The following is a 23,786-nucleotide window of genomic DNA, read 5'->3' as shown; positions in this document are numbered from 1 at the left end:
TGTTTACGAAAGGCCTCCAAAGGCAGCAGCGCCGCCGGGTGCTTCAGGGGACGGCAATTCACTCGAGACACAGCACTATCAATTCCATCGGGGGCCTGTGCCGCCAAGGGCACCCATGGCAACATAAGAAGGCGTAAGACCGCCCGGCGCGTGGCGGTTCCGTGGTAGCCACGACCTATCCACGGGTGTGAATGAGATACGAGGTACCTAACGATGAGTCGACCAGCAAGGAGAAGAATGGTGAGGAAGACGAAGATCTGTTGTACCATCGGACCGGCCAGCACCTCGGAGAAGACGATCGCGCAGCTGATCGGCGCAGGGATGGACGTGGCGCGCCTCAACTTTTCCCACGGTACACAGGAAGAGCACGCCAAGGCCATCACCCTGATCCGCCGGGCAGCAGAACAGGCCGGGGTGCCTGTGGCTATCATGCAGGACTTGCAGGGGCCAAAGCTACGCATCGGGCGCGTGCCAGGCGGCGCAATGACTTTGCGACGCGGACAGGAGGTGATTCTCAGCGCCTCCAGCCAAGAAGCGGCCCCCGGCACCCTCTCCACGCCGTATCTTGACCTGCCGAAAGACGTACGCCCCGGTGACAAAATCCTGATCGACGACGGGCTCGTTCAGTTGAAAGTGCTGGGCACAAAAGGGCCAGATGTCCGCTGCCGCGTGCTCGAGGGCGGTACGGTCACCAGTCACAAAGGGATCAATTTGCCCGGGGTTAACGTCTCCTCGCCCACCCTGACCGAGAAGGACCGTGCGGATCTTCTGTTTGGCTTGGCTCACGGGGTAGACTATGTAGCTGTTTCCTTTGTACGCCGCGCGGCTGACGTGCAGGCAGTGCGGGAAATCATCGCTCAGCACAACGCTCCCACGAGTGTGGTGGCGAAGATCGAGAAGCCGCAGGCGCTTGCGGAGCTCGAGGAGATCATTGCCGTCAGCGACGCGGTGATCGTGGCACGTGGAGACCTTGGGGTTGAGTTGCCTCTTGAGCAAGTGCCCATGGTGCAGCGGCAAGTGGTGCAAAGCTGCCGGCAGGCCGGAGTGCCGTGCATCGTCGCCACGCAGATGTTAGAGTCCATGCGCACTAATCCGCGCCCTACGAGAGCCGAGGTTACGGACGTGGCAAACGCCATCGGTGAGGGGGTCGATGCGTTAATGCTCACCGCGGAGACGGCCACCGGTGCTCGGCCCGTAGAAGTGACGGCAACTTTGGCACGGATTGTTCGGACCTCGGAGGCTCATGCCCCCTTCAGTACCGCAGAGGGTTCTCCCCAGCGGCGCCAGAAGCACTCCGTGGCCGACGCGGTAGCGGATTCTGCCTGCCGCGCCGCAAGTGACCTCAAGGCACGGGCCATTGTGACGCTCACCCAGTCCGGGTACACGGCACGCATGATCGCCAAGTACCGCCCTGGCGCTCCTATCATCGCCTTTACGCCGGAGGTGACAACCCAACGCCTCCTGCAACTAGTTTGGGGTGTCCGCCCCCTCGTGCTCCCCTTCACTGACGACTTGCACGAGCTGCTGGAGCTCATTGACGCTCGCATGTGCGCCGCCCGGCTGGCTGCGCCAGGCGACGTGCTGGTCGTGGTCATGGGATTCCCCATCCCGCGCCGAGGCACGACCAATCTCCTGACCGTGCATCGAGTACACGGGTAACTTGTTTCCACTTCCTAAGCGCCGCAAGGAGCACCCGTTCTCCCAGCCGCCGGCTGAGGGACAAATCGCCTTGTTTTTCTCAGCCTTGCTTTATAGATTTCTGAGCGTGTGAACAGTGAAAAGGGAGAAGGAGGCTCATGCGCGGAATCTTCTTGCGGGCGCACCAGTATTTTCGCAAGCCATCCCGACGGTGGCGGGTGTACGTGCTCGTGGGGGTCGTCCTCTACTTCATTGCCATAAACCAGGTCATCCGCGTCCGCCCCGATCACGCCTTTGTGGCTCTCCTGATACTTGCCACTCTCCTTGGCAAGGAGAAGGGGAAGCGCTTTCTTATCGATTGGAGCCCCTTTATCGTGTTCTGGACGGCCTACGACATGATGCGCGGCGTGGCGGACTCAGTGCGCGGGGTAATCAATGTAGCCCTGCCATACCGGGTGGAGCTGGCCCTTTTCGGCCCTCTCTTCGGTGGCCAGATCCCTTGCTTCTTTTTCCAGCAGTGGCAAGGGGCACTCGGCAACTCCCCGGTGCGTCAGCTCTTGGATGCCTCCGGAGGCCTTTTCTACACCCTGCACTTCGGCCTCCCCATCGTATTGGGATGGTATTTCTGGCACACGAGGGAAGACCGGCGGCTTTTCTATCTTTTTGTGGCCACCCTTACGGTATTGAACTTTTCCGCGCTGGCCACCTTCATGGCCTACCCTGCTGCGCCCCCTTGGTACGTGTACGCACACGGCTTCGGTCAGCCGGCAAAGACCTCATTCTGGGGCATGGGTGCAGGCGCCCTGATCAATGTCGATCGCATGATTGGCACCAGATTCTTCACCACCCTCTGGGGCGGATTCAACCCGAATCACTTTGCGGCTATTCCCTCGCTTCATGGTGCCTACCCGATAGTGATTGCCTTTTTCGCCCACAAGGGGCTGCGCTGGCCGCTTCCGCTGCTGGCACTCTACCCCCTGGGTGTATGGTTTTCCGCCGTATACCTCAACCAGCACTACATCATCGATCTTCTGATTGGCGCGGGCTATGTGGTGGGAGCGTACTTGGTAGCCTCTCGGCTTTTGCTGCCCAAGGTAATTGAGCCTCTGTTGCGAAAAAGCGAGGGAAAGGCGCTGGCGAGGGCAGCAGCCATGGCAAAATAGGATGAAAACGACGGGACCGGTATGAATAGACTATCGCGCATCGCAGGGACAGGAATCTGTGTGCCGGAGAGGGTGGTGACCAACTTCGACCTTGAGAAGCTCATGGACACCAGCGACCAGTGGATCCGTGAGCGCACAGGCATCGCGGAAAGGCGCTTCGTCGAGCCGGGGGTAGGCAGTTCCGACCTGGCGCTGGGCGCAAGTCTTATGGCGCTGGAGAACGCCGGCAAGCGGCCAGAGGATGTGGACTTTATCATCTTCGCGACCTTGAGCCCGGAGTACCCGTTTCCCGGCTCCGGGTGTCTTTTGCAAGCCAAGTTAGGCATAAACGACATCGGGGCCCTCGATGTCCGCAACCAGTGCAGCGGCTTCATATACGGTCTATCCGTTGCCGACCAATACGTTCGCACGGGCATGTATCGTTGCGTGCTGGTGGTGGGAGCCGAAGTGCAGTCCATAGGGCTCAACCTGAGCACCGCCGGCAGAGATACCGCCGTCCTCTTCGGCGACGGTGCGGGCGCCGTAGTGCTCACCCCGAGCGACGGGGAGTCAGGCGTGCTGTCCACGCATTTGCACGCGGACGGGCGTTACGCCAAGGAGCTGTGGATGGAACATCCTGGCTGCCTACGCCGGCCACGGCTGACGCCGGAAATGCTGACCGACGGCAGCATGGACCCGAAGATGAACGGTCGAGCGGTCTTCAAGCATGCGGTCGTTCGCTTTTGTGAGGCGATTGAGGAGGCTTTGCGCGCTAATCATCTCGACATCGAGCAGGTTTCACTGATCATACCGCATCAGGCCAACCTGCGCATCACAGAAGCGGTGGCGGAGCGGTTTGGCGGCATGGAGAAAGTTTACTCGAACATTCACAAATATGGCAATACCACCGCTGCATCGATCCCCATAGCGTTGCACGAGGCCGTGTGTGAGGGGCGCATACGGCCGGGTGACTATGTGGTGCTGGTGGCTTTCGGCTCAGGTTTCACCTGGGCATCGGCGGTGGTCAGGTGGTAGCGAGGAAAGAACCCTCGCGGCCGGAGGTGGAACGTAGTATGAGTGAGCATGCCAAGAAGCGACTGGCGATTCTGGTGGGAGGAGGGCCTGCGCCTGGCATCAACGCGGTCATTAGTGCGGCCACCATCGAAGCCCGCAAGGCGGATATGGAAGTGGTCGGCATCATGGACGGCTTCAAATGGCTGGTGGACGATGACCTGGACAAGCTGAGGGAACACGTGCGCGTGCTGCACATGCGGGACGTATCGCGCATCCACTTCACGGGTGGCTCCATTTTGCGCACTTCGCGGGTGAACCCCACCAAGGATGAGCGCACGGTCGGCAACTGTTTGCGCGCATTTGCCCACCTGAACGTGAACCATGTCATCACCATAGGGGGGGACGACACGATCTACGCGGCGAGTCGGCTGGCAGCCGCCGCCCAAGGCAGCATCAAGTTCGCGCACGTTCCCAAAACCATCGATAACGATCTGCCGCTGCCGGACAACTTGCCGACCTTCGGCTTTGAGACGGCCCGCCATCTGGGTTCCGAGTTGGTCAAGAACCTGATGGAAGATTCCCGCACCACCAACCGGTGGTATATCATCGTGGCCATGGGGCGAAAAGCCGGGCATCTTGCCTTGGGAATGGCCAAGGCCGCCGGTGCCACTTTGGCCATAATCTCAGAGGAGTTCCCGCCTGGTCCCATTAGCGTGCAAACGGTCTGCGACGTACTGGAAGGAGCGATCCTAAAGCGCCGCGCCATGGGGCACGAGCACGGGGTGGCAGTAGTCGCCGAAGGGCTGGCAGAACGATTTACACGAGCCGAGCTTGAGGCAATCCCGGGAATAGTGATCAGATATGACCCTTACGGCAACATTTGCCTTAGCGAAGTGGACCTGGGCAAGATCCTCAAGCTCCAGTTGGAGAGCCGTTTTGCGGCTCGCAAAGAGGAGATCGAGATTGTGGAAATCAACATCGGCTACGTGCTGCGGTGCGCCGACCCCATTCCGTTTGATTGTGAATACGCGCGTGACCTGGGCTACAGCGCGGTGCGCTATCTGCTGAGCAGCAGACCTGCGCACCGCGACAGCGCCCTCGTTTGTGTCAAGGGGGGAAAGCTACTGCCGGTAAAGTTTGAGGACGTGCTGGATCCGGCCACCGGCAAGGCTAGGTTGCGCTTGGTAGATGTAACCACCGAGTCCTATCAAGTGGCACTCGAATACATGGTGCGCCTGCGGGGCCGAGACTTAGAAGACAGCGATTTTTTGGCGGAGATGGCCCGACACGCAAAGGAAAGCCCGGAGCAGCTTAGACAACGTCTCGCCCACGTGGCAATCCCCTGACGGCGGCTGTGACGGGTCTGGACGAGGACAAATTTCTTGTTGTTTTTGCTGGGCGAATGGCGTATATTTAATGCCCTCATCGGCAAGGCATGACGGCGATTGAGGACAATGTCCGCAAGGTGCGGGAGCGCATTGCCGCCGCCTGCGCCAGAGTGGGCCGCGACCCGCGCGAAGTGACTGTCGTGGCGGTGAGCAAGACGGTGGAGGTGGAACGCATCCGCCAGGCCATTGCCGCCGGGGTCACCGTCATTGGGGAAAACAGGGTACAAGAGGCCTGGCCGAAGGTGCAGGCCATTGGCAGAGGGGTGGCGTGGCACATGGTGGGGCACCTGCAGACTAACAAGGTGAAGCGGGCGCTGGAGTGCTTCGACCTGATCCAGTCGGTGGACAGCCTGCATCTGGCCGAGGAGATCAGCCGACGCGCCTCTGCCTGTGGGCGCCGGGTGGAAGTGTTTGTCGAGGTGAACACCTCCGGGGAATCGTCTAAGTTTGGCGTACCCCCCGAACAGGCACCGGAGTTGGTGGCCCGCATTGCTGCCCTTCCTGGTGTGCGGGTCATGGGCCTGATGACGGTCGGTGCCCTCCTACCTGACCCAGAGCTCGTCCGCCCCTGCTTCGTCACTTTGCGCCAAGTAAAAGAAGAAATTGACCGCCGCGGCATCGACAATGTCCAGCTGCGGCACTTGTCCATGGGCATGACCGATGACTTCGAGGTGGCGGTGGAAGAAGGGGCTACAATGGTGCGCATTGGCAGGGCCATCTTCGGCCCGCGCACGGACGGGGCGGTGGGTCAACAGCCCGATCACGTGCAACGCATCTGCAGTTGAGCGGAGGGCGCGACGGTGAGACTGACGCCACTGGAGATTCGCAAGCAGGAGTTCCACCGGTCGATGCGGGGCTTTGACGTCGACGAGGTGGAGATGTTCCTGGACATGGTCGCTGAGCAGTTCGAGACGCTGCTCCGGGAACGGAACGCCCTTAATGAGGAGGTGGTCAAGCTTCGCACCCAGCTGCGCGACTATCAGCAGGTAGAAAAGACCCTGCAAGAAACCCTCATGAACGCGCAGCAGAACCTCAACGAGTCCCGTGAGGCCTCTCGCCGTCAGGCGGAGCTGATCGTACGCGAGGCAGAGCTGCGCGCCGAAGAGATCGTCGAGGAAGCCCGCAACCAGCTGCAGCAACTGAAAAGCGAGCTGGTGATGCTACGCGCGGAGAAGGCGTCATTCGTGAAACGACTGAAGCAGCTCCTGCAGGCCCAGGTTGAGCTCCTCGATGTACTGAGCAGTGACGACCTGGATCTGAAACGCGTACGGGCCGCCTTGGACAACGAGGAGGAAGAGCCAAGCGAACAGCACGAGGCACAGCCGGCACCGGAGCCCCGCATTGTGGGCCTGGAGGAGTCGTCGCAGCCGGCCACGCCTGCCGCCGGTGAGCAGCCCGCAGCTCAGCCGAAGCCCTCAGGACCACCGCCAGGACGCTTGAGTGACGAGTTTATCATCTGAGAACTAAGAGCCCCGTGCCAGTGCGCTGGCGGGCAGCATCAGGGAGGAGTGAGCATGAAAGGTGTGTGGTGGGCCGGGATGGCGGCGCTGCTCAGCGCCACGCTGGGATGTGCGCACTGGACCGCAGTTACCCAAGAACAAGTCAGACCACAGGAGACCGTGCAGGTCACCTTGAAGTCTGGAAGCGCCGTGCAGGGCGAGATAGTCGCAAACGACGACACCTACCTTGTAATCCGTGACGAACACGGCCGCGCCTTCCGCGTGAGCAAGGGAGACATCATCGCCCTCAAACGCAAACCGGGGGCTTATGATGAAGCAGGGTTGCCCATTTCTGAGCGCGAGATCGCCGCGGTCAAGGGGCATCGCCAGCTCCTTCTCCACGCCTTGGGCGGCACGGCTTTGAGCTTCGGCATCAGCTTCTACACGGGCTCCATGTTACAGCGCGGCCTGCAGGAGGACCCGACGGACAATACGCTGCGCATTGCCGTGACCTCCGTCGGCACAGCCATCGGGGCCCTCTTCTTCGCCCATAAGGGCGACAACAGGGACCGACAGCTGGCCATTCAGCAGATCAGACGCGAGCGCGCCATTGCGGCCGAACAGGAGCTGGAAGCTGAAAGGACGAGGAAGGCGCAGGTGGAAGCAGAGCTGGAACGCCTGCGACGAGAGCAAGAGACCCAAGAGCGCGAGATCGAGGCGCTCCGCAAACAGCTTGAAGCACAAAAAGAAGGGAAACCAAGACCACCACGCTGAGCAAAAGGGTTGTGCCCATGCAGGGACTACGGCAGCAGCTAGAAGAAACCACGGCTTTCATCAGACAGCACACGCAAATAGAACCTGAGGTGGGGATCATCTTGGGCACGGGATTGGGGGCGTTGGCCAACGAGATTGAAACGGATGCCATCCTCCCTTATGAGCAGATTCCCCACTTTGCCCGCTCCACGGTGGAGTTTCACGCTGGTAAGCTGCTGTTCGGCACCCTCGGCGGCAAGCGGGTGATGGCAATGCAGGGGCGGTTCCACTACTACGAAGGCTACAGCATGCAGCAGATCACCTATCCGGTGCGTCTCATGAAGCATCTGGGTGCGCACACACTGGTGGTCTCGTCGGCAAGCGGCTGCCTCAACCCCCTCTTCCGCCCAGGGCAGATTGTCATCATCACTGACCACATCAACCTGCTGGGAGACAATCCGCTCAGAGGGGTCAACGACGAGTCGTTCGGTCCACGCTTCCCCGACATGTCGGAGCCCTATAGCCGTGCCCTCATCGCCTTGGCCGAGCAGGTGGCCATGGAAGAGCGAATCTGGGTGCAGAAGGGGGTGTATGTGGCCATGATTGGCCCCTCACTGGAGACTGCTGCCGAGTACCGCTTCTTGCGCACCATAGGCGCCGACGTGGTGGGGATGTCAACCGTCCCTGAGGTAATCGTGGCCGTACACGGGGGCATGCGGGTGCTGGGGCTGTCGGTCATTACAGACGCGTGCTTTGCCGACTGTTTGAAGCCGGCTGACATCAACGAGATTCTCCGCTTTGCTAAGCAAGCGGAACCGAAGTTGACCATCATCATGCGCAAGGTTATTGAGCGAATGTGAATACCCGCACTGCCGCGGGCATGGAGTAGCTGAGCATGTATAAAGAGTTCTCCGGCCGGGTCAATTACCCGGAGTTAGAAAAAGGGATTCTTGATTTTTGGGAACGAGAACGCATTTTCCACAAGAGCGTGGAGTCGCGTGACCCGGCCAATAGGTTCGTGTTCTACGAGGGGCCCCCAACTGCCAACGGGCGACCGGGCATCCACCATGTGATTTCCCGCACGGTGAAGGACTTTGTCTGCCGCTGGCGCACCATGCAGGGGTACCGGGTGGAGCGGAAGGCGGGGTGGGATACCCACGGCCTGCCTGTGGAAATCGAGGTCGAAAAAAAGCTGGGCATCCAACGCAAGGACCAGGTGATCGCTTACGGGATCGAGCGGTTCAACCAAGAGTGCCGCAAATCAGTCTTCGCTTACAAGGAAGACTGGGACGAAATGACCCGGCGCATCGGCTTCTGGGTGGACCTGGAAAACCCGTACATCACCTACACCAACGACTACATCGAGACTGTGTGGTGGATCCTGGAGCAGTTTTGGCACAAAGGTCTCCTCTACCAGGGTCAGAAGATCCTCCCGTATTGCCCGCGGTGTGAGACTCCCCTCTCCAGCCACGAGGTTTCCCAGGGCTATGAGGAGGTGGAGGATCCGTCTATCTTTGTGAAGATGCCTGTGGCGGGACAGGAAAACACCTACTTCTTGGTGTGGACGACCACCCCTTGGACGCTGCTCTCCAACGTCGCCCTGGCTTTGCACCCTGACCTTTCCTACGTGAAGGTAAACCATCGCGGGGAGCACTTGATTCTGGCGCTGGACCGCCTTTCTTCGCTCGACGGCGACTATGAGATCGAAGAGAAAGTCCGAGGCGAGGAGCTCGCCGGCCTAAGCTATGAGCCATTGTTCCGCTACCTGAGCACGGAAAAACGCGCCTATTACACCATCCTTGCGGATTTCGTGAGCACGGAGGAAGGCACCGGGATCGTGCACATTGCGCCGGCGTTCGGTGAAGAAGACTACCAGGTGGGGGAGCAGTACGACCTTCCCATGCTGCAGCCGGTGGACAAGAGCGGACGCTTCACGGCCGAGATTACCCCTTGGGCAGGAATGTTCGTCAAAGACGCGGACCCGCTGATTATTGAGCATTTGCGGCAGCGGGGGCTCCTCTACAAGGAGGAGCGCATCCGGCACAGCTATCCGTTTTGCTGGCGTTGCGCCTCACCTCTGCTGTACTACGCGCGTAAGTCATGGTACCTGCGCACATCGGCTTTCAAGGATGCCCTTATCAAGCATAACAACGAGATCAAATGGTACCCACCGGAGGTGGGCAAAGGGCGCTTTGGTGAATGGTTGGAAAACAACGTCGACTGGGCCTTGTCACGCGACCGTTTTTGGGGTACACCGCTGAACATTTGGGTCTGCGATTCGTGCGGGGAGCAGGAGTGCATCGGGAGCGTGGCTGCCCTCATGGAGCGCGGCGGCCTGCGCGAGGTCATTGACCTCCACCGACCCCACATTGACCAGGTGACTTTTGCGTGTCGGGCCTGCAACGGGAAGATGCACCGGACACCGGAGGTGCTCGACTGCTGGTTTGACTCCGGCGCCATGCCCTACGGCCAGTTCCACTATCCCTTCGAAAACAAAGAGCTCTTTGCGCAGCATTTTCCGGCGGACTTTATTTCGGAGGGAATTGACCAGACCCGCGGATGGTTCTACTCGCTCCTGGTGTTGAGCACGCTGCTCTTCGACAAGCCCGCGTACAAAAGCTGTGTTTCGTTGGGGCTCATTTTGGACAAAGAAGGGCGGAAGATGTCCAAACACCTGGGCAACACAGTGGACCCCTTCGATCATCTCAATAGAGAGGGGGCCGACGCCTTGCGCTGGTACATGCTCACCGCGAGCGCTCCCTGGTTGCCCACGCGCTTTGATCCTGCCGGTGTAGCCGAGGCGCAGAACAAGTTCTTGGACACCCTGGTCAACGTCTACAACTTCTTTGCCCTCTATGCGAATGTGGACGGATTCCGGCCTGGGCCCGAACGTTTCCCCGTCAGCGAGCGCTCGCAGCTGGACCGATGGCTGCTTTCCACTCTGCACAGCACTGTCCGGCAGGTAAATGAGGATTTGGAGCAGTATGAGCTGTCGCGCGCGGCGCGTCGCATCGGCGAGTTCGTCATCGACGACCTCTCTAACTGGTACGTTCGCCGCTCGCGCCGTCGGTTCTGGAAATCCGAAATGGGGCCGGATAAGCAGGCGGCCTACCAGACCTTGTACGAGGCGCTGCTGACTACCCTGCGCTTGGCTGCGCCGTTTGTGCCTTTTGTCGCAGAAGAATTGTACCTCAGGCTGCGGGAGGGCGGTGACTCTTCGCTGCTGGAAAGCGTCCATCTGGACCGTTACCCCACGCCGGGCGAAGAGCCTTGCGAGCTGTGGGATGAACAATTGGAACTGCGCATGGGCCTTGTGCGGCAGATCGTGTTAGTCGGGCGCGCACTCCGCAATCAAGCGGGGGTTAAAGTGCGCCAGCCTTTGCCGCGCTTGGTGGTCGTCGACCCTGCAGGCAGAAAACAAGCCCTGCTCAATGGCATGGAAAACCTCCTCCTGGAGGAGCTCAACGTCAAGGCCGTCCAATTCGTGTCCGACGCCACGGCTTTGCAAACGCGCCGGGCGGAACCGGTTTTTCGGGTCTTGGGGCCAAAGTTTGGGGCCCGCGTCAACAACGTGGCGCAGGCAATCCGTTCCCTTAGCGAGCAGCAGATCACCACTCTCCTCGACAAGGGCTCCCTTGATCTGCCAGTGGATAGTGCGGTCGTGACCATCACCCCTGAAGACGTTGAGGTTGTCGCGCACCAGGCGCCCGGCATGGTGGTCGCCAGTGAAGGCGATTTGACTGTGGCCATCGACACTACCTTGACGGAAGAACTGGAGTTGGAGGGACTCGCCCGTGAGTTCGTCAACAGGGTCCAGAACACGCGCAAGGAGGCAAAGTTTGACGTGGTGGACCGCATCATCATTTCTTGCGACGCGCAAGGTAAGCTGGCCAAGGCCATCTCCTGCCTGGCCGACTATATTCGCGCGGAGACATTGGCCAAAGAGATCGTGCTTCCGGAGGTGAAGGGCCAATACGTGAAAACCTGGCCCATTGGCAACAGCCTCGTAACCATCGGCGTGAGCCGAGTGACCGATCAGTGAAGGGCGGTGGGTGCTTCGCACACATGATGTGTTCAGGGCGGAGGAAACCATGACCAAAAAAGAGCTCGAGTACTTCAAGAAACTCATCCTCCGAAAACGAGAGGAGCTGCTCAAGGAACTGGAGAGGCTAAAGGAGTCGGGGCTAAATTCGACTCTCAAGGAGGCCACCGGGGACCACTCCTCGTACTCCTTCCACATGGCCGACCAGGGCACCGACACCATGGAACGGGAGAAGGCATTCTTTCTCGCCTCTCGCGAAGGAAACTTGCTTTACCACCTGGACCAAGCACTAGAACGAATTGCTGACGGCACCTATGGCAAATGTGTCCAGTGTGGCAAGGACATAGGCAAAGAGCGCTTGGAAGCGGTGCCCCACGTTCGCCTCTGCGTGGAGTGCAAAGCCAAAGAGGAGAAGCAGCGTCAGTAGCCTGGCGAGGAGTCGTTGACTGCAACACGACTGAAGGTTCTCAGCTACGCGGCCCTGGTCTTTGTCGTTGATCAGGCAACCAAGGCGATCGCCCGGGCCTGGCTGCCCCGTGAGCGTCCCATTCCGATCATAGGTGACCTGGTGCGGTTGACCTACGTCGAGAACCCGGGCATTGCTTTCGGTATTCGGGTCGGAGGCGGTCCACTTTTTACCGCGCTGATCGCGCTCGTGAGCATGATGCTGCTCGTTTATATGCTCCGCAGCCGCTCAGCAGGCACCACCGAGCAGGTCGCGTTGGCTATTACCTTTGGCGGCGCACTGGGCAATCTCACCGATCGTCTCCTTTTCGGCAAAGTGGTGGATTTCATTGACGTCGACTTTCCTGATTTTCTCATGAGCCGCTGGCCCGTTTTTAACGTGGCAGACGCCGCCGTGACTATCGGCATCGTCGTGCTCATCGCGCTGGTCCTTTTCGACAGCTCCTCTCACTCGCCGCGGAAGCGGACAGCCGAGGGGCCGGCTGTGTAAGCTGCACATTGCTCCACAATGTCGCCTACCCACTACACCATAGTCGTCCCCACTCAGCATGAACGCCAGCGGCTCGATAGGTTTCTTCATCAAGAGCTTCCGCACCTCACGCGTGCTCGCATCCAACGCCTCATCCAGGAAGGCAACGTCAAGGTTGGCGGCGCTACCAGTAAGCCGGGCCACCGCGTCCGCCCGCAGGAGCTGATAGAAGTCACCGTCCCTGAGCCAAAGAAGCTGGAGATCCTGCCTGAAGCCATCCCTTTGCACATCCTGTACGAGGACGAGCATCTGTTGGTGCTGGACAAGCCAGCAGGGATGGTCGTGCACCCGGCCTTTGCCAACTACACCGGCACTCTGGTCAACGCCCTTCTGGCTCATTGCCAACATTTGTCAGGGATCGGCGGCGTACAACGACCCGGGATCGTGCACCGTCTGGACAAGGAGACTTCGGGGGTAATGGTGGTGGCCAAGAGCGACGAGGCCCATGTGAGTCTCTCGCAGCAATTCGCCACGAGGCAGATTCAGCGTGAGTATCGCGCGGTGGTCTGGGGACATTTCCGCGTGCCCACAGGCCGCATTGAAACGCTGTTGCGCCGGAGCCCCAAGAACCGCTTGCGCATGACCGTGTCAAGGCAGGGTAAACTCGCGGTGACCAACTACGAGGTGCTGGAGAAATTCCGTCTGCTCAGCCTGGTGAGGTTGACGCTGGGAACAGGCCGCACCCACCAGATCCGGGTCCACATGGCCTATATCGGGCACCCTGTCTTCGGGGACGCGACCTACGGCGGAAGGAGTAAGAAGCTTAGCGGCCTCAGCCGCGAAAACGTGGCCTTTGCCGTCAAGCTCCTTAAGCAGTTCAATCGGCCGGCTCTGCACGCGCTCAGTCTGGGCTTTGTCCACCCTATTTCGAAGGAGCACATGTACTTCGAGGCTCCCCTGCCGGACGACTTTGTTCGACTGTTAGCTATGCTGGAACAGGCTTCTTGATACGAGACCCCTCATCTTGTTTTTGATCTGCAAGTGAGTTTCGCGACCTCGCCGGCCGTGGCGAACGGGCTAAGCCTCCTCTTTGCAAAGGCCCACTCCCGTCTCACCCCCACTTCAAACGACCTTCCTCACACTGAGACAGCGCGACCTCGACGCCCAGTCTTCGCTGTGCTTCGTCCGCAAAACTAAACGGCCCGTTGGCGAAGCCCTCAGATTGTGCAGTGGGTAGTGCATCTCGTTCTCACCCCTGCCTTGTTACAGCGCTTGACTTGGCTCCCCTGATGGGCCTCGTTCCCATTCCAACGCAATGTCCGCCGCTTCAACCAGGCTCTCTGCCACTGCGTCCGGCGTGGCGGAGTATTCGCCGTCTTGCCCTGCGGCACCGGTCCTCACCAAGATGCTTCTACACCCGGCTCGCCGGGCGGTCTCCACGTCCGAGGTCCTGTCGCCGATGACGATGCTGTGGCTGAGGTCTACATTCAGTTGCTCCACTGCCAGACGCAGGAGGGCCGTCCCCGGCTTGCGGCACTCACACTGCTCAGCCAGGCCATGAGGACAGAAATAGACCTTGTCCACCCGCACCCCATGCTGATGCAGGAGGCCGAGCATCGCGCTGTTCACCCTATAGAAGTCTTCCACTGGGAAATAACCAAGGCCGATGCCGGCCTGATTAGTGAGTACGACGATGCGGTACCCCATGTCCTGAAAGCGGCGCAGTCCTTCGCCTACGAGCGGAAGAAGACGGGCCTTCTCTGGCTCGTGCAGGTAGGGGACTTCCTCCAGGATAGTGCCGTCGCGGTCTACAAACACCGCCGGCGCCGGTTTCAGGCGCGGGCGATGGAGGTGCACTGCTCCGGCAACCTCCACTACAGCCTGAGGGGACGCCTGCGCCGATACTGCTCTGGCCAAGATCTCCGTCGTGGACACGGGCGTGGTTACGGGTATCAGCAGAACCTTGCCACCGTAACGTTCCACCTCTTCTTTGGAGGTCAATTGTGACTGCTGGTAGTCTCCTGCCTTGATGTACAGGTCGGGACGCAGGAGTTGGATATTTACCTTGTTGCGCCGTTCCGGGAAGATGAAAACTAGATCTACGCACTCCAGTGCGGCGACGACCTCTGCTCTCTGCTCAGCAGGCACCAGGGGGCGCGATGGCCCCTTGTAGGCCCGCACAGATGCGTCCGAGTTCACCCCTACCACCAGCAGATCACAGGCTTGGCGGGCTTTCTCCAGATAATCCACATGGCCAGCATGCAGAAGGTCAAATGTGCCGGAGGTAAAACCCACCCTCTTGCCCCGCGCGCGCGCCTCTGCACAGAGGGATGCCACCTCTTCTCGGGACTTGATCTTTTCCGAACGCAGACGCATCTCAATCTGCTCCCGCCGTCACACCTGGTGCGAGTCCGCTATTGGGCGAACCGCACCCGAAGCGTCTTTATCTCAAAGGGCTGCATGAGCGCGGCGACGGCACTGCCCTCCTTCTGAACCCCGCCCGTAGGCCTCTCGAGCAGGTCCGTCTCCCAGGCCTCCCGAACTTGCCGTGTGAACCGCAGGGTAACCGGTGTCCGGGCTCCAAACAGCTCGCACAATCTTAGCACCAAATCGCTCCCCTCCTCCGCCTGTTTGACGGCGGTGAGCATTACTCCTGCGCCGGCGTTCACCTCCACAAAGGAGCAACTCGTACCCAGCTCACCGCGGTGGGGCTTGGTCCAGACCACCCGAAGGGGGCAGTTCAGTTCGTATGCACGGCGGTGGGTTTCCGCCTGCTGCCATCCGCCAGTATGGGGGTAAAGGCTGTAGACAAACTCATGCTCTCCCATGTCGGCATTGGGATCGGGATTCTTTGGCGAGCGAAGCAGGGTAATGCGCATCACGTTTCCCCGCACGTCATGGCCGTACTTGCAGTCATTGAGAAGGCTCACGCCGGCTGCCCCCCGGTCATCTGTGAGGTCAATCCATTTTTGTGCCGGCACCTCATACATGGCCTTTTCGGCGGGTGTTGTGGGGGAGGTTGTGCGCTGTATCCAACCGTAGGGGATTTCGTACGTAGCCGCCCGACCGCTTACGGCCGCTGAAAAGGCAGCTTTTGCCAATACGTGCGTCTCATGCCAATCCGCCCGGGTAGCGATGTCGATGCGCGGCAAACGACGATAGACGCTGATGTCCTGGACGAATCGCGAGCTGCCGAAGGTGCGTACCACCCGCATCGTGGCCCGCACTGGCCCTTCGGCCACTACTTCCAGCTGGGGCGCCGGATCACTGCGCCACTCCCTGCCGGTGTAGCCGATGTTCCAGGCGTCGTATTCGGCGGGCAGGTCTTCAAAGAATTGCAGCTCATTGCTTGGCCCAGCCAGGAACTGACGCCCGGTCGTCACCTCACGCAGCGAAGCGAGATTGCCGGTGTTCTGGTCGAACTCCAGTTCCCACCTCCCGTTGGTCAGCTTCCACTGTTCAGCGTGAGGGGAATCGCGCCAGGGCACAGATTTCGCAGGACGCAGCCAGAAGACCTTGAACCCCATACCCGGAACGCCGCTCACCTCAAACAGCAGGCCATCCTGGTGCGGTTGCACTGCGTGCATCTTGCCGGCTTTGTCCACAACAACCCACGCGCGCTCCAACATGTGCGGCGGCACTCGCACCCATGCTAGATCATTTCGCTCCCACGACAGGGGGTTAAACACGACCAGGGGGAACCCCTCTCCGCGCGTATCTGCCTGGGCACTCAGCTTTGCTAAGGCGCTGTCCAGTACCGCGCCGGCAAGCGCCCGACAGGTATCGTACAGGGCGTGGGCGTCTTTGTATACCTCAGGGATGCTCGAGCCCGGCAGGATGTCGTGGAACTGGTTAAACAGCACGCCTTTCCAAGCCGTGCGCAACTCGGGCTCCGGGTAAGGCAATGGAGCAAAAGCGACGAACTTTTCGGCCGTTTCCAGCAGCGCCTCCATCTGCCGGTTTTGCTTCTTGACCAGCCCTTGGGTGGTGTAGGTGCCCCTGTGGGTCTGAAGGTAGAGCTCGTCACGGACGACGGGAAGGTCCGGGTGTTTTTCCGCGGCGTGGAAAAAGGCCTCGGCCGACGACTTTAGCACCGTAGGGTAGAGTCGGGTGTGAGCCATGTGGTCGAAGCGCGCGAGCATCTGCTGCGTGGGGCCCCCGCCGTGATCCCCGACTCCGTAGAGCACTAGACAGTGTCGCACCCCTGTGTCCTTGGCAAAGTCACACAGGGTCCGTAACGTGCGCTCCTCGTCCAGGTCCTCCACGTAGCTGCGCGGAATCACGGCCAGGATGCGCGAACCATCCGGTGACTCCCACCAGAAGAGCTGCTGCTCTGGTGGGGTGGTGTCGTTCCACCACAGCTTGGTGGTCACGAAATAGTCGATGCCGCTCTTCTTGTAGATTTGGGGAAGCGTCCAGGCGTAGCCGAAAGTGTCAGGGGTCCAGGCGACGCGCACATCCACGCCCAGCGTCTTGCGCAGGTACTGTTTGCCGTACAAAAGTTGCCGCACCAGGGCCTCACCCGAGGGGAGGTTGCAGTCCGGCTCTACCCACATGCCGCCTACGGCCAACCACTGCCCCCGCTCCACCATGGCTTTGATTCCCGCCAAAACATCAGGATGGAAACGCTCCATCCACTCATATGCCTGAGCTTGGCTTTGGGCGTAGGTGAACGCCGAATCCATCCCCATGAACGCCAGGGCCTGCCGGAAGGTCTGCTCGCACACCTCCACCGTCTCCGGCCACCGCCATAGCCAGGCCATGTCGATGTGCGCGTTGCCTACTGCATGGATAGTGTCTGCCTTCATTGCCTCGGCGATCGCCTGTGACCTTTGGTAGAACTCTTCCACGGCCTTCTGCAGCCTTGGAGCGTCGGCGGCCAAGAAGGCGGCCTCCATGTTTTTCCAAAGGGCCGCCTGGCCGAAGTCGCCCTCAGGACTGTAGATCTGCCCAAAGCGGAGATCCTCTTTCAAGGATGCATAGTCCACCGAGGCCAGCTCCAAGAATACACGGCGAGCTTTTTCGATAGGGGGAGCCGTAAAGTGGAGGGTCAGGCGTTTTTCTCCCCGGTGACGCGGCACGCTAAAGCGCGCTGGCGCCGGCTCCACTTTCGCCTGCCATGGCCCGTGTATACTTGGGACACGCGCCAGTGGAACGCCGTTGCACTGCACCGCCAGGCCCGTGTCCGGAGGAGTTATGCGCACGCGCAAGTCATGTACCGCGAGCTCTTCCGGCACATTGACCACGCCGGCCGCACGGATGCCCTCCTTTGACCTGACGAGCTGAAAGAGCTCGGTGATCTCCACGCCCTCCAACACGGGGCCCAAGGCCTGCTCGCTGCTCACCGCCAATGTGCGCGCGATCCTCCCCGTGCGCCAGTCAATGACTGCGTGCAGGGTTTGGTTCCTTTGACGGAGGCGCAGGAGCTCCAGCAGGGGAACGTGCCATTGGATGACCAGCGGATCACCGCGGAGTTCCTTAGTTCGCCGCACAGGGTAGCGCCGCTCACCTACCTGAAGCGTGCACAGTAGCGCTGCCACCGGTGTTGTGCCGTGGGGACGAACGCGCGCCTGGATGACAGCGCTGAGGCGCCCGTCTGCGCTCAAGCGGGCATGCGGGAGGATGCCCAACTCCTCGAGCTCGTACCAGGAGGGCACAGAGGCCAGGCGGAAATCATCAGGCCGGTCTGCCGCGTACCGTAAGCCCGGAATGGCCTCACCATCCGGTCCCACCACGCGGAGCGACAGCGCGTAGCCCCCCAGGTTGTTGAAGACCTTGCACAACACGGTGTTCCACCCGGCGCCGAGGCGCTCGCGCACCGTGTCCTGATCTGCTCGCCAGCCGCGCAACACCAGGTGCTCGTGGATACGGTTCCCGTTCACGCGCACTGCCACCCCGTCGTCGCTTCCCACCAGCAGCCGCGCCTCCACCTCCTGCGGCACAAACACGTACACGTGGGCATAGACCACCGACTGTTCAGGAGGTTCGATACCGAGGCGTACAAAGTTAAGCCGTCCCCGCGCATCCACGTCGGCTACGAACCAGTCCCTGTCGCCTGCGCGCCCACCCTGCCGTGGGAGCACATTCGCCTCCCCGCCCAGGTGGTCGGTGCCCAAGGGCTCATGTTCAGGATCCACCGCAAAGGCGCCCGCCACCAGCCATTGCCGGACAAATGTGTCTGGCTCTTGCGCAAGCGCGGCGGCGGCCAATACGGCCACAAGGCTTCCCGCTAGTAGTCTTCTGCGCACGGCAACTCCTCCGCTTCGACCGAGTGTCCTTCAGACAAAAAAAGGAGGTGCGGTTTTCACGCAACCTCCTCCTCAGTGGGCGATACTGGACTTGAACCAGTGACCTCTGGTATGTGAGACCAGCGCTCTGACCAGCTGAGCTAATCGCCCTTGCACGGCGTAAAGATAGAAAAATGGCGGATGAGAATCAAGGGAAAATATCCATGGTAACCCTGCGCGTTGCCCTGCTAGGGAAACCCGCAGGGTTTCTTGACGACGCCCTGGGCAAAGGCTGCGTAGCGCTTGCCATAACTAACCGGAGCCAAAAGGCTTTTGCCTTTTTTCCCTGTGTTAATGCCACTGTTAGGGGACAGCAATAGCCATTTGACGGATTCTTCTAATTTATGCCGAGCTTCCTTTCAACTTGTTTCTTAAGTTCTAGTAGTTTGGCATCTTGAGGAGAAAACTCCAGTCCTTCCTTGATGTAATCGAGAGCTAGCTCGTAGTTGCCTTCGTCAATCATAAGTTGTGCCAACCGAAGCTTCTTCGCAACCTGAGAAGCGATGAAGTCTTTTTCAGATGTGCTTTTTGGGATGGGCTCGTAAGTCTCCATGCTTTTCATCGCAACCCGTAGATACTTTTGATACAAATTAGGAGGAGCTGCAAACTGAAGATTATGAGCGACAGACCCTACTAAGAAGTCAATAGTGAACCACTTAAGTCCTTTCATTTCAAAAGAGCGTTTTACTACTAGCCTGCCACCAAAATCCTCTTTCTTGATATTCATAGAGATACCAATGCGGCTTTCGATATTTTTGCAACGCTCTACCAATTCATCAATTGTGGTGAAGTCAACAACATTGATAAGTACACGAAGATAATCCTCACCATCAGGGGCAATAAAAGCTACCTTCCCTCTAGGGTCCTGTGGGTATTCTCGTATTGACCATCCCTGCGGCGGAACAATTCTAAAGTATCCTTTTGGATCGACATATCGGTTGGCTGCCAGTTCCCCTTTAGTCTGTCCCGACAGGGAAGCGGTCACACAAAGCATCGTCGCTAAGAAGAAGGCGGCGGCTGGGTTAAGGCTCTTGGTTAATTTCATGCCCGCATCCTCCTCTGGCCATGGTTACCTAAAACGTGCATCAACCGTGTGGCTACCTAACTGCTAAACCTTTGGAATAAGGAGGACCTCTCTCCACGACCAAAATATCTAGGATCCAGTTATTGGCGGCATCGGCTGCGTACATCGTTAGTTACCATATTAAGCTAGTATAAGGATGTCACCATTCTCTCATAGAGAGAATGTGTACTACGACTTAGTCCTTCCGCGCATTGCACAAAATGAAGTAAGCCAAATCAAACAGTTGGAACGAACTCAATATTATCTCGCGCAAGAGAATAGGCGTCATAAACAAGCATGTTAATTGCCATTCTATTTATGTCATAGTTGAACTAAAGTGATCGTTATACCAACGTTCAAAAATAGACCGTCGCCCGTAATCCTGTCTTCGCCTTCGTATGTGTATCTTACACCACTTGCACCTTCTATACTATTTGGACCATTGTATCCAATAAGTCGATAACCTGCGTCGCCAAATAGACTCATGCTTGGAGTTATGTAAAGAGAAATGCCAAATCCAATACTAGACCCACCGCCAAAAAATTTGGCATCCCCAGGAGCACCCCACATCGTTATAGAAGCATTTTTTCCAGTTAGTGAGTCGAACAGAAAGCCGAGGCAAATATAAGGTTACATTCGCTCGTGATTGTCAAAATGAAACTTGAAATTCAATACAAAGATTGAGTGGTCCGCTTTTCCGCTCATATCAAGGAAAATGAAGTCATGTCTTGATTCAATATACCTTGCTTCAACTGCCCCTAGTACTAGCCTTCCACCTAATATTACGCACCAACCCAAGCCACTCGACATCCTGGGGAATAATATTAAGTCCGCGAGAGCTTGAAGATAACTTTGTCCATCAAAACTACCCTCTATTGAATGGTAGCTAACAGCTCCGCCAAGATAGATACCCGTTTTAGCATAGCCTTTTTGGCCATATACTTGGGAGGAGGTAGAAAGAATTGCTATCAGAACTAGTGTGAAGACTTGCGATATTCTACTGCTCATTCACATATTCTCCTCATAAACTTGGTACGATCCTGAGATTTTACCCATCTAACATAATATCATGCCCGGCCGTGTTGCAGAGGTATGCGACGCACTATGTCGCAGAATGCGGCGTCGCGTGCTTGGCTAACAAGAGACTTTCCAGCCGTATACGCAACGTCATCTGCCATCTTTTTCGACCGAAACGAAGCTTCCGCAACTCTCGCGTAGACAGCAGGCCTCCAGTGGCCCCGCAGGGCTTCTTATCCCCAACCTGCCCTTATTCAAAACGTGCGTGTAGATCATAGTTGTGCTCACGTCTGCGTGCCCTAACAGCTCCTGGATGGTACGAATGCCGTAGCCGTCGTCCAAAAGATGGGTCGCAAAGGAATGCCTGAGACTGTAGCCACTGCCATGGATGCGAACTCCTGCCTTGTCCCTTGCCTGTCGGGCCACCTTCTGGAGCATCCATTCGCCCTAGTGGTGCCTGGGGGGATGCATTTCCCTTTATTGCCAGGTGGTTGAGAGACGCGGCGATTTCGTTCTCCCCCATATCCGCCGGGTGGCGCTTGTAATGGAAGACGATGAAGCGGCTAGTCCGGTATGCATACACTTGCCCGGTACCTCGGCTGTAGTGCGCAGCGCGGAGGGCCAGGCGCACCTGGTCAAGCAGTCTCGGCGGGTATGCGTGAAAGAATCCCAAACCCTTTCCCCTGGCACAGTTAGTGGGTTCCTACTGCAGGACAAATGTAACAAAAGGAAGGCGGCTTGTCAAGAGAAAAGTTAACGATCCCTGCAACGGTTGCTGGCACTGCGGCTAAGGCAACCTTTCGCCTTGATTTTCACGCGGCGCTCGCCTAAATTTGCCATACGAGAGACGGCGAACCAGGCAAAGCAAACATTGACCAGCAGAGGAGGCTCTGCATGTCAGGCAAAGATACCGCTACACCCGACCTTACCCCCATCACCAGTCAGGAGCAGCTCCGCTCCCTTTTGCACGCAGGCTATGGGCTCAAGGGCCCGCGCCCGGACCTCGAGGTGAACGTGACCGCGATGGAACGGTACTTCGCCCGCGGCTACGAATTCATTCCCGAGCCGCTCCTCCTCGCGCAGGGCTACCAGCTCGTCCCACCGAGCCAGTTCACCAAGGGCCTGCAGTTCGCCTATCGCGTGGAAAATGAGCAACTCTTCAAGTTCTACCGCTCCAACTACAGCCTTATCAAGGAAGGCAGGGAGATACCGCTGTACCTCAAGTACGAAGAGAAGCACTGAACGTCACTGCGTCGGCGCCCCCGGAGGGCCTGCCACCAGGGCGTCCAGCCTGGCAATGAGCTCTTCGGCGCTTAATGCACCCACCTCTCGCAATTCAGTGCGCTCCCGCCCGTCGGCGCCGAGGAACACCAACGTAGGCAGCCCGGTTACCTGGTACTCCCGCATGAACTGGCGCACCTGCTCATCAGGCGCCGTGCAGTCTACACGAAGCATGACAAAGTCCTTGCTGCGCGCGATGAGCCGGGCATCGCGGAAAGTGGTCCGCTCCATCTGTTTGCATGGAGCGCACCAGTCGGCATAGAACTCCACAAAAACAGGCTTCCCTGCCGAGGTGAGCACCTCCAGCGGTTGCCCTTCGTATGCCACCCAGTCGATACCCTCCTCGCCGGTGGTCCGCAGTGAGCCGGCGAATAAAAGGCCCCCAAGGAGAATAGCGATTGCACCAAAAATCGCTCTTCCGACCTTGAACGCTCGCGTGTACCCCGGATGATGGTCAAGAAAACCCAACAGCAGTCCGCCGAATATGGCCAAGAGGCCGAGGAAGAAGGCCAGCATGTCCGCTGCGCGCTGCGCCTGGGGCAGGAGGAAGTAGATTGCTACGCCAATGAGCAGCACCCCAAAGAGCTTTCTCACCCAGAGCATCCACATCCCTGACTTGGGGAGGCGAGCCAGAAGTTGGGAGAACGTGGCCAATACCAGGTACGGGAGGCCCAGCCCAAGCCCCATAGCGAAGAACAGCAGGGCACCTCTGCCGACCATGCCCAGCTTTGCCACCAAACCCACCAGGCCAATGATGATCCCAGCGGCACAAGGTGCAATCACAAACCCCACAGTGAGGCCCATGATAAATCCCCCGAACAACCCCTCACGAGCTTGTCCCACCCGGGTCAGAAGCCAGCTGGGCACGGTGATCTCGAACGCACCGAACATGCTTGCCGCCATGGACAGGATCACCAAGGCAATGACCAGCACGAACCAGGGGCTCTGGAACATGAACCCCCACTGGCGCCCCGCCAAACCTGAGGCCAGCCCCAGGGCAGAGAAGACGATGGCAATGCCCACTACATACACCAGGGCGGCGGCAAACGCCCCACTGCGGCTGACCTCCTTCCTGCTGGCAAAATAGCTGACGGTGATGGGCAACACCGGATAGACGCAGGGCGTGAGGTTCAGCGCCAGCCCAAGCACGAAGAATGCGACGACAGCATACGGCAGTCCCCGCGATAGCAGGCGCTGCGCCCGCACTTCGTCCGCCGTCAGACCCAGGGCTGCCGACTGCTCGATCGCTTTCCCCTGGTCAGCAGGGGACCTCACCGACTCGCCTCCGGGCAAAACCGTCAGTGACAGGCGAAACACCCTCTCGTCGGGCGGAAAGCACGCCTGGTCATTACACGCCTGGAAGCTCACCTTCCCCTCCAGCCACCTGGGCCCGGGTGAAACCTGCTCCCGGACCGCCAGGGTGGCCGTCACCTCCACCGTGTCCTCATACACGGAAAGAGGCTCAGAGGAAAAAGCAAACTTCCGTTGCTGTCCAGGCGGAAACCGCAGCGAACCAACCGTTAGACCCGGAGGCGCCTGAACAGTCACGTTAGTCGGGATCAGGTTCGGGTCCAAGGGACTATGCGAATTGATGTGGTAGCCAGGCGCAACCACCAGCAGAATGCGGAGCGCAGTCTCCTCTCCGGGGCGGAGCGAGTCGCTGGCGACCTCAGTGCGTACCGTCACCACCGGCCCCGCGAGCTGCTGGGCATTGGCCGTAGAAACACCTGCAACCGCGGCCAACAGAACTAGGCATTGCTTGATTCCGCTCATCATCGGCCCTTGCTT

17 protein-coding genes, 1 tRNA gene and 2 pseudogenes are annotated in these 23,786 nt (G+C 59.0%); 13 read left to right on the top strand and 7 right to left on the bottom strand.

The genetic code is table 11. The features are described from left to right. Positions 1-237: 237 nt before the first annotated feature. The 12 genes from pyk (at position 238) to ONB25_02730 (ending at position 13,358) form a co-directional block, all read left to right on the top strand. Positions 238-1,659, top strand: a complete 1,422-nt coding sequence (pyk, locus tag ONB25_02785; GenBank protein MDZ7391810.1) for a pyruvate kinase — start codon at positions 238-240, stop codon at positions 1,657-1,659. Positions 1,660-1,796: 137 nt separating this feature from the next. Next, positions 1,797-2,801: a phosphatase PAP2 family protein gene (locus ONB25_02780; GenBank protein MDZ7391809.1), complete on the top strand. Its 1,005-nt coding sequence runs from the start codon at positions 1,797-1,799 to the stop codon at positions 2,799-2,801. Between the two features lie 21 nt (positions 2,802-2,822). Continuing rightward, positions 2,823-3,815 carry a ketoacyl-ACP synthase III gene (locus ONB25_02775; protein MDZ7391808.1) on the top strand — a complete coding sequence of 331 codons (993 nt, stop codon included), beginning with the start codon at positions 2,823-2,825 and terminating at the stop codon, positions 3,813-3,815. A gap of 38 nt (positions 3,816-3,853) precedes the next feature. After that, positions 3,854-5,140: a diphosphate--fructose-6-phosphate 1-phosphotransferase gene (pfp, locus tag ONB25_02770; protein MDZ7391807.1), complete on the top strand. Its 1,287-nt coding sequence runs from the start codon at positions 3,854-3,856 to the stop codon at positions 5,138-5,140. A gap of 89 nt (positions 5,141-5,229) precedes the next feature. Beyond that, positions 5,230-5,967 (top strand): YggS family pyridoxal phosphate-dependent enzyme, encoded by a 738-nt coding sequence (locus ONB25_02765; protein MDZ7391806.1) that lies wholly within the window; start codon positions 5,230-5,232, stop codon positions 5,965-5,967. 15 nt (positions 5,968-5,982) lie between these two features. Next, positions 5,983-6,642: a DivIVA domain-containing protein gene (locus ONB25_02760; protein MDZ7391805.1), complete on the top strand. Its 660-nt coding sequence runs from the start codon at positions 5,983-5,985 to the stop codon at positions 6,640-6,642. Positions 6,643-6,696: 54 nt separating this feature from the next. Beyond that, positions 6,697-7,395: a hypothetical protein gene (locus tag ONB25_02755; GenBank protein ID MDZ7391804.1), complete on the top strand. Its 699-nt coding sequence runs from the start codon at positions 6,697-6,699 to the stop codon at positions 7,393-7,395. 17 nt (positions 7,396-7,412) lie between these two features. Then, on the top strand, positions 7,413-8,234 hold the full coding sequence (locus ONB25_02750; protein MDZ7391803.1) for a purine-nucleoside phosphorylase: 822 nt from the start codon (positions 7,413-7,415) through the stop codon (positions 8,232-8,234). Positions 8,235-8,269: 35 nt separating this feature from the next. Then, entirely contained in the window at positions 8,270-11,416 is a 3,147-nt protein-coding gene (gene ileS / locus ONB25_02745; protein ID MDZ7391802.1) for an isoleucine--tRNA ligase, read from the top strand. A gap of 49 nt (positions 11,417-11,465) precedes the next feature. Further along, positions 11,466-11,843 (top strand): TraR/DksA C4-type zinc finger protein, encoded by a 378-nt coding sequence (locus tag ONB25_02740; protein ID MDZ7391801.1) that lies wholly within the window; start codon positions 11,466-11,468, stop codon positions 11,841-11,843. Positions 11,844-11,858: 15 nt separating this feature from the next. Continuing rightward, positions 11,859-12,371: a signal peptidase II gene (lspA, locus tag ONB25_02735; protein ID MDZ7391800.1), complete on the top strand. Its 513-nt coding sequence runs from the start codon at positions 11,859-11,861 to the stop codon at positions 12,369-12,371. A gap of 18 nt (positions 12,372-12,389) precedes the next feature. Then, positions 12,390-13,358: an RluA family pseudouridine synthase gene (locus ONB25_02730; GenBank protein ID MDZ7391799.1), complete on the top strand. Its 969-nt coding sequence runs from the start codon at positions 12,390-12,392 to the stop codon at positions 13,356-13,358. 255 nt (positions 13,359-13,613) lie between these two features. On the opposite strand, the gene ONB25_02725 is transcribed toward ONB25_02730, so the two are convergent. From ONB25_02725 to ONB25_02700, 6 genes and pseudogenes are all read right to left on the bottom strand, one after another. Then, on the bottom strand, positions 13,614-14,726 hold the full coding sequence (locus ONB25_02725; protein ID MDZ7391798.1) for an HAD-IIIA family hydrolase: 1,113 nt from the start codon (positions 14,724-14,726) through the stop codon (positions 13,614-13,616). 38 nt (positions 14,727-14,764) lie between these two features. Next, positions 14,765-18,598 carry a glycosyl hydrolase-related protein gene (locus ONB25_02720; protein ID MDZ7391797.1) on the bottom strand — a complete coding sequence of 1,278 codons (3,834 nt, stop codon included), beginning with the start codon at positions 18,596-18,598 and terminating at the stop codon, positions 14,765-14,767. 76 nt (positions 18,599-18,674) lie between these two features. Beyond that, positions 18,675-18,748 (bottom strand) — tRNA-Val (locus tag ONB25_02715). 226 nt (positions 18,749-18,974) lie between these two features. Beyond that, on the bottom strand, positions 18,975-19,682 hold the full coding sequence (locus tag ONB25_02710) for a hypothetical protein (protein ID MDZ7391796.1): 708 nt from the start codon (positions 19,680-19,682) through the stop codon (positions 18,975-18,977). A gap of 1,185 nt (positions 19,683-20,867) precedes the next feature. After that, positions 20,868-21,092, bottom strand: a pseudogene (locus ONB25_02705) (tyrosine-type recombinase/integrase). 142 nt (positions 21,093-21,234) lie between these two features. Further along, positions 21,235-21,300, bottom strand: a pseudogene (locus ONB25_02700) (hypothetical protein). Between the two features lie 311 nt (positions 21,301-21,611). On the opposite strand from ONB25_02700, the gene ONB25_02695 reads away from it, so the two are divergent. Further along, complete coding sequence (locus ONB25_02695; protein MDZ7391795.1) at positions 21,612-21,959, top strand: hypothetical protein; 348 nt, start codon at positions 21,612-21,614, stop codon at positions 21,957-21,959. Between the two features lie 3 nt (positions 21,960-21,962). On the opposite strand, the gene ONB25_02690 is transcribed toward ONB25_02695, so the two are convergent. Then, on the bottom strand, positions 21,963-23,774 hold the full coding sequence (locus tag ONB25_02690; protein MDZ7391794.1) for a thioredoxin family protein: 1,812 nt from the start codon (positions 23,772-23,774) through the stop codon (positions 21,963-21,965). Positions 23,775-23,786: the final 12 nt, after the last annotated feature.

Source organism: candidate division KSB1 bacterium (assembly GCA_034506335.1).
Taxonomy (GTDB): Bacteria; Zhuqueibacterota; Zhuqueibacteria; order JANLFK01; family Oleimicrobiaceae; genus Oleimicrobium.
Note: the sequence above shows the minus strand (reverse complement) of the source record. Positions and strands in the feature narration are given on the sequence as shown.

Excerpts from the sequence above, each read along its gene's own strand:
- ONB25_02750 (MDZ7391803.1), top strand. The coding sequence starts at position 7,413 with ATGCAGGGACTACGGCAGCAGCTAGAAGAAACCACGGCTTTCATCAGA.
- pyk (MDZ7391810.1), top strand. The coding sequence starts at position 238 with ATGGTGAGGAAGACGAAGATCTGTTGTACCATCGGACCGGCCAGCACC.
- ONB25_02725 (MDZ7391798.1), bottom strand. The coding sequence starts at position 14,726 with ATGCGTCTGCGTTCGGAAAAGATCAAGTCCCGAGAAGAGGTGGCATCC.
- ONB25_02775 (MDZ7391808.1), top strand. The coding sequence starts at position 2,823 with ATGAATAGACTATCGCGCATCGCAGGGACAGGAATCTGTGTGCCGGAG.
- pfp (MDZ7391807.1), top strand. The coding sequence starts at position 3,854 with ATGAGTGAGCATGCCAAGAAGCGACTGGCGATTCTGGTGGGAGGAGGG.
- ONB25_02730 (MDZ7391799.1), top strand. The coding sequence starts at position 12,390 with ATGTCGCCTACCCACTACACCATAGTCGTCCCCACTCAGCATGAACGC.
- ONB25_02740 (MDZ7391801.1), top strand. The coding sequence starts at position 11,466 with ATGACCAAAAAAGAGCTCGAGTACTTCAAGAAACTCATCCTCCGAAAA.
- ileS (MDZ7391802.1), top strand. The coding sequence starts at position 8,270 with ATGTATAAAGAGTTCTCCGGCCGGGTCAATTACCCGGAGTTAGAAAAA.
- ONB25_02765 (MDZ7391806.1), top strand. The coding sequence starts at position 5,230 with ATGACGGCGATTGAGGACAATGTCCGCAAGGTGCGGGAGCGCATTGCC.
- ONB25_02695 (MDZ7391795.1), top strand. The coding sequence starts at position 21,612 with ATGTCAGGCAAAGATACCGCTACACCCGACCTTACCCCCATCACCAGT.
- ONB25_02690 (MDZ7391794.1), bottom strand. The coding sequence starts at position 23,774 with ATGATGAGCGGAATCAAGCAATGCCTAGTTCTGTTGGCCGCGGTTGCA.
- ONB25_02780 (MDZ7391809.1), top strand. The coding sequence starts at position 1,797 with ATGCGCGGAATCTTCTTGCGGGCGCACCAGTATTTTCGCAAGCCATCC.
- ONB25_02755 (MDZ7391804.1), top strand. The coding sequence starts at position 6,697 with ATGAAAGGTGTGTGGTGGGCCGGGATGGCGGCGCTGCTCAGCGCCACG.
- ONB25_02710 (MDZ7391796.1), bottom strand. The coding sequence starts at position 19,682 with ATGAAATTAACCAAGAGCCTTAACCCAGCCGCCGCCTTCTTCTTAGCG.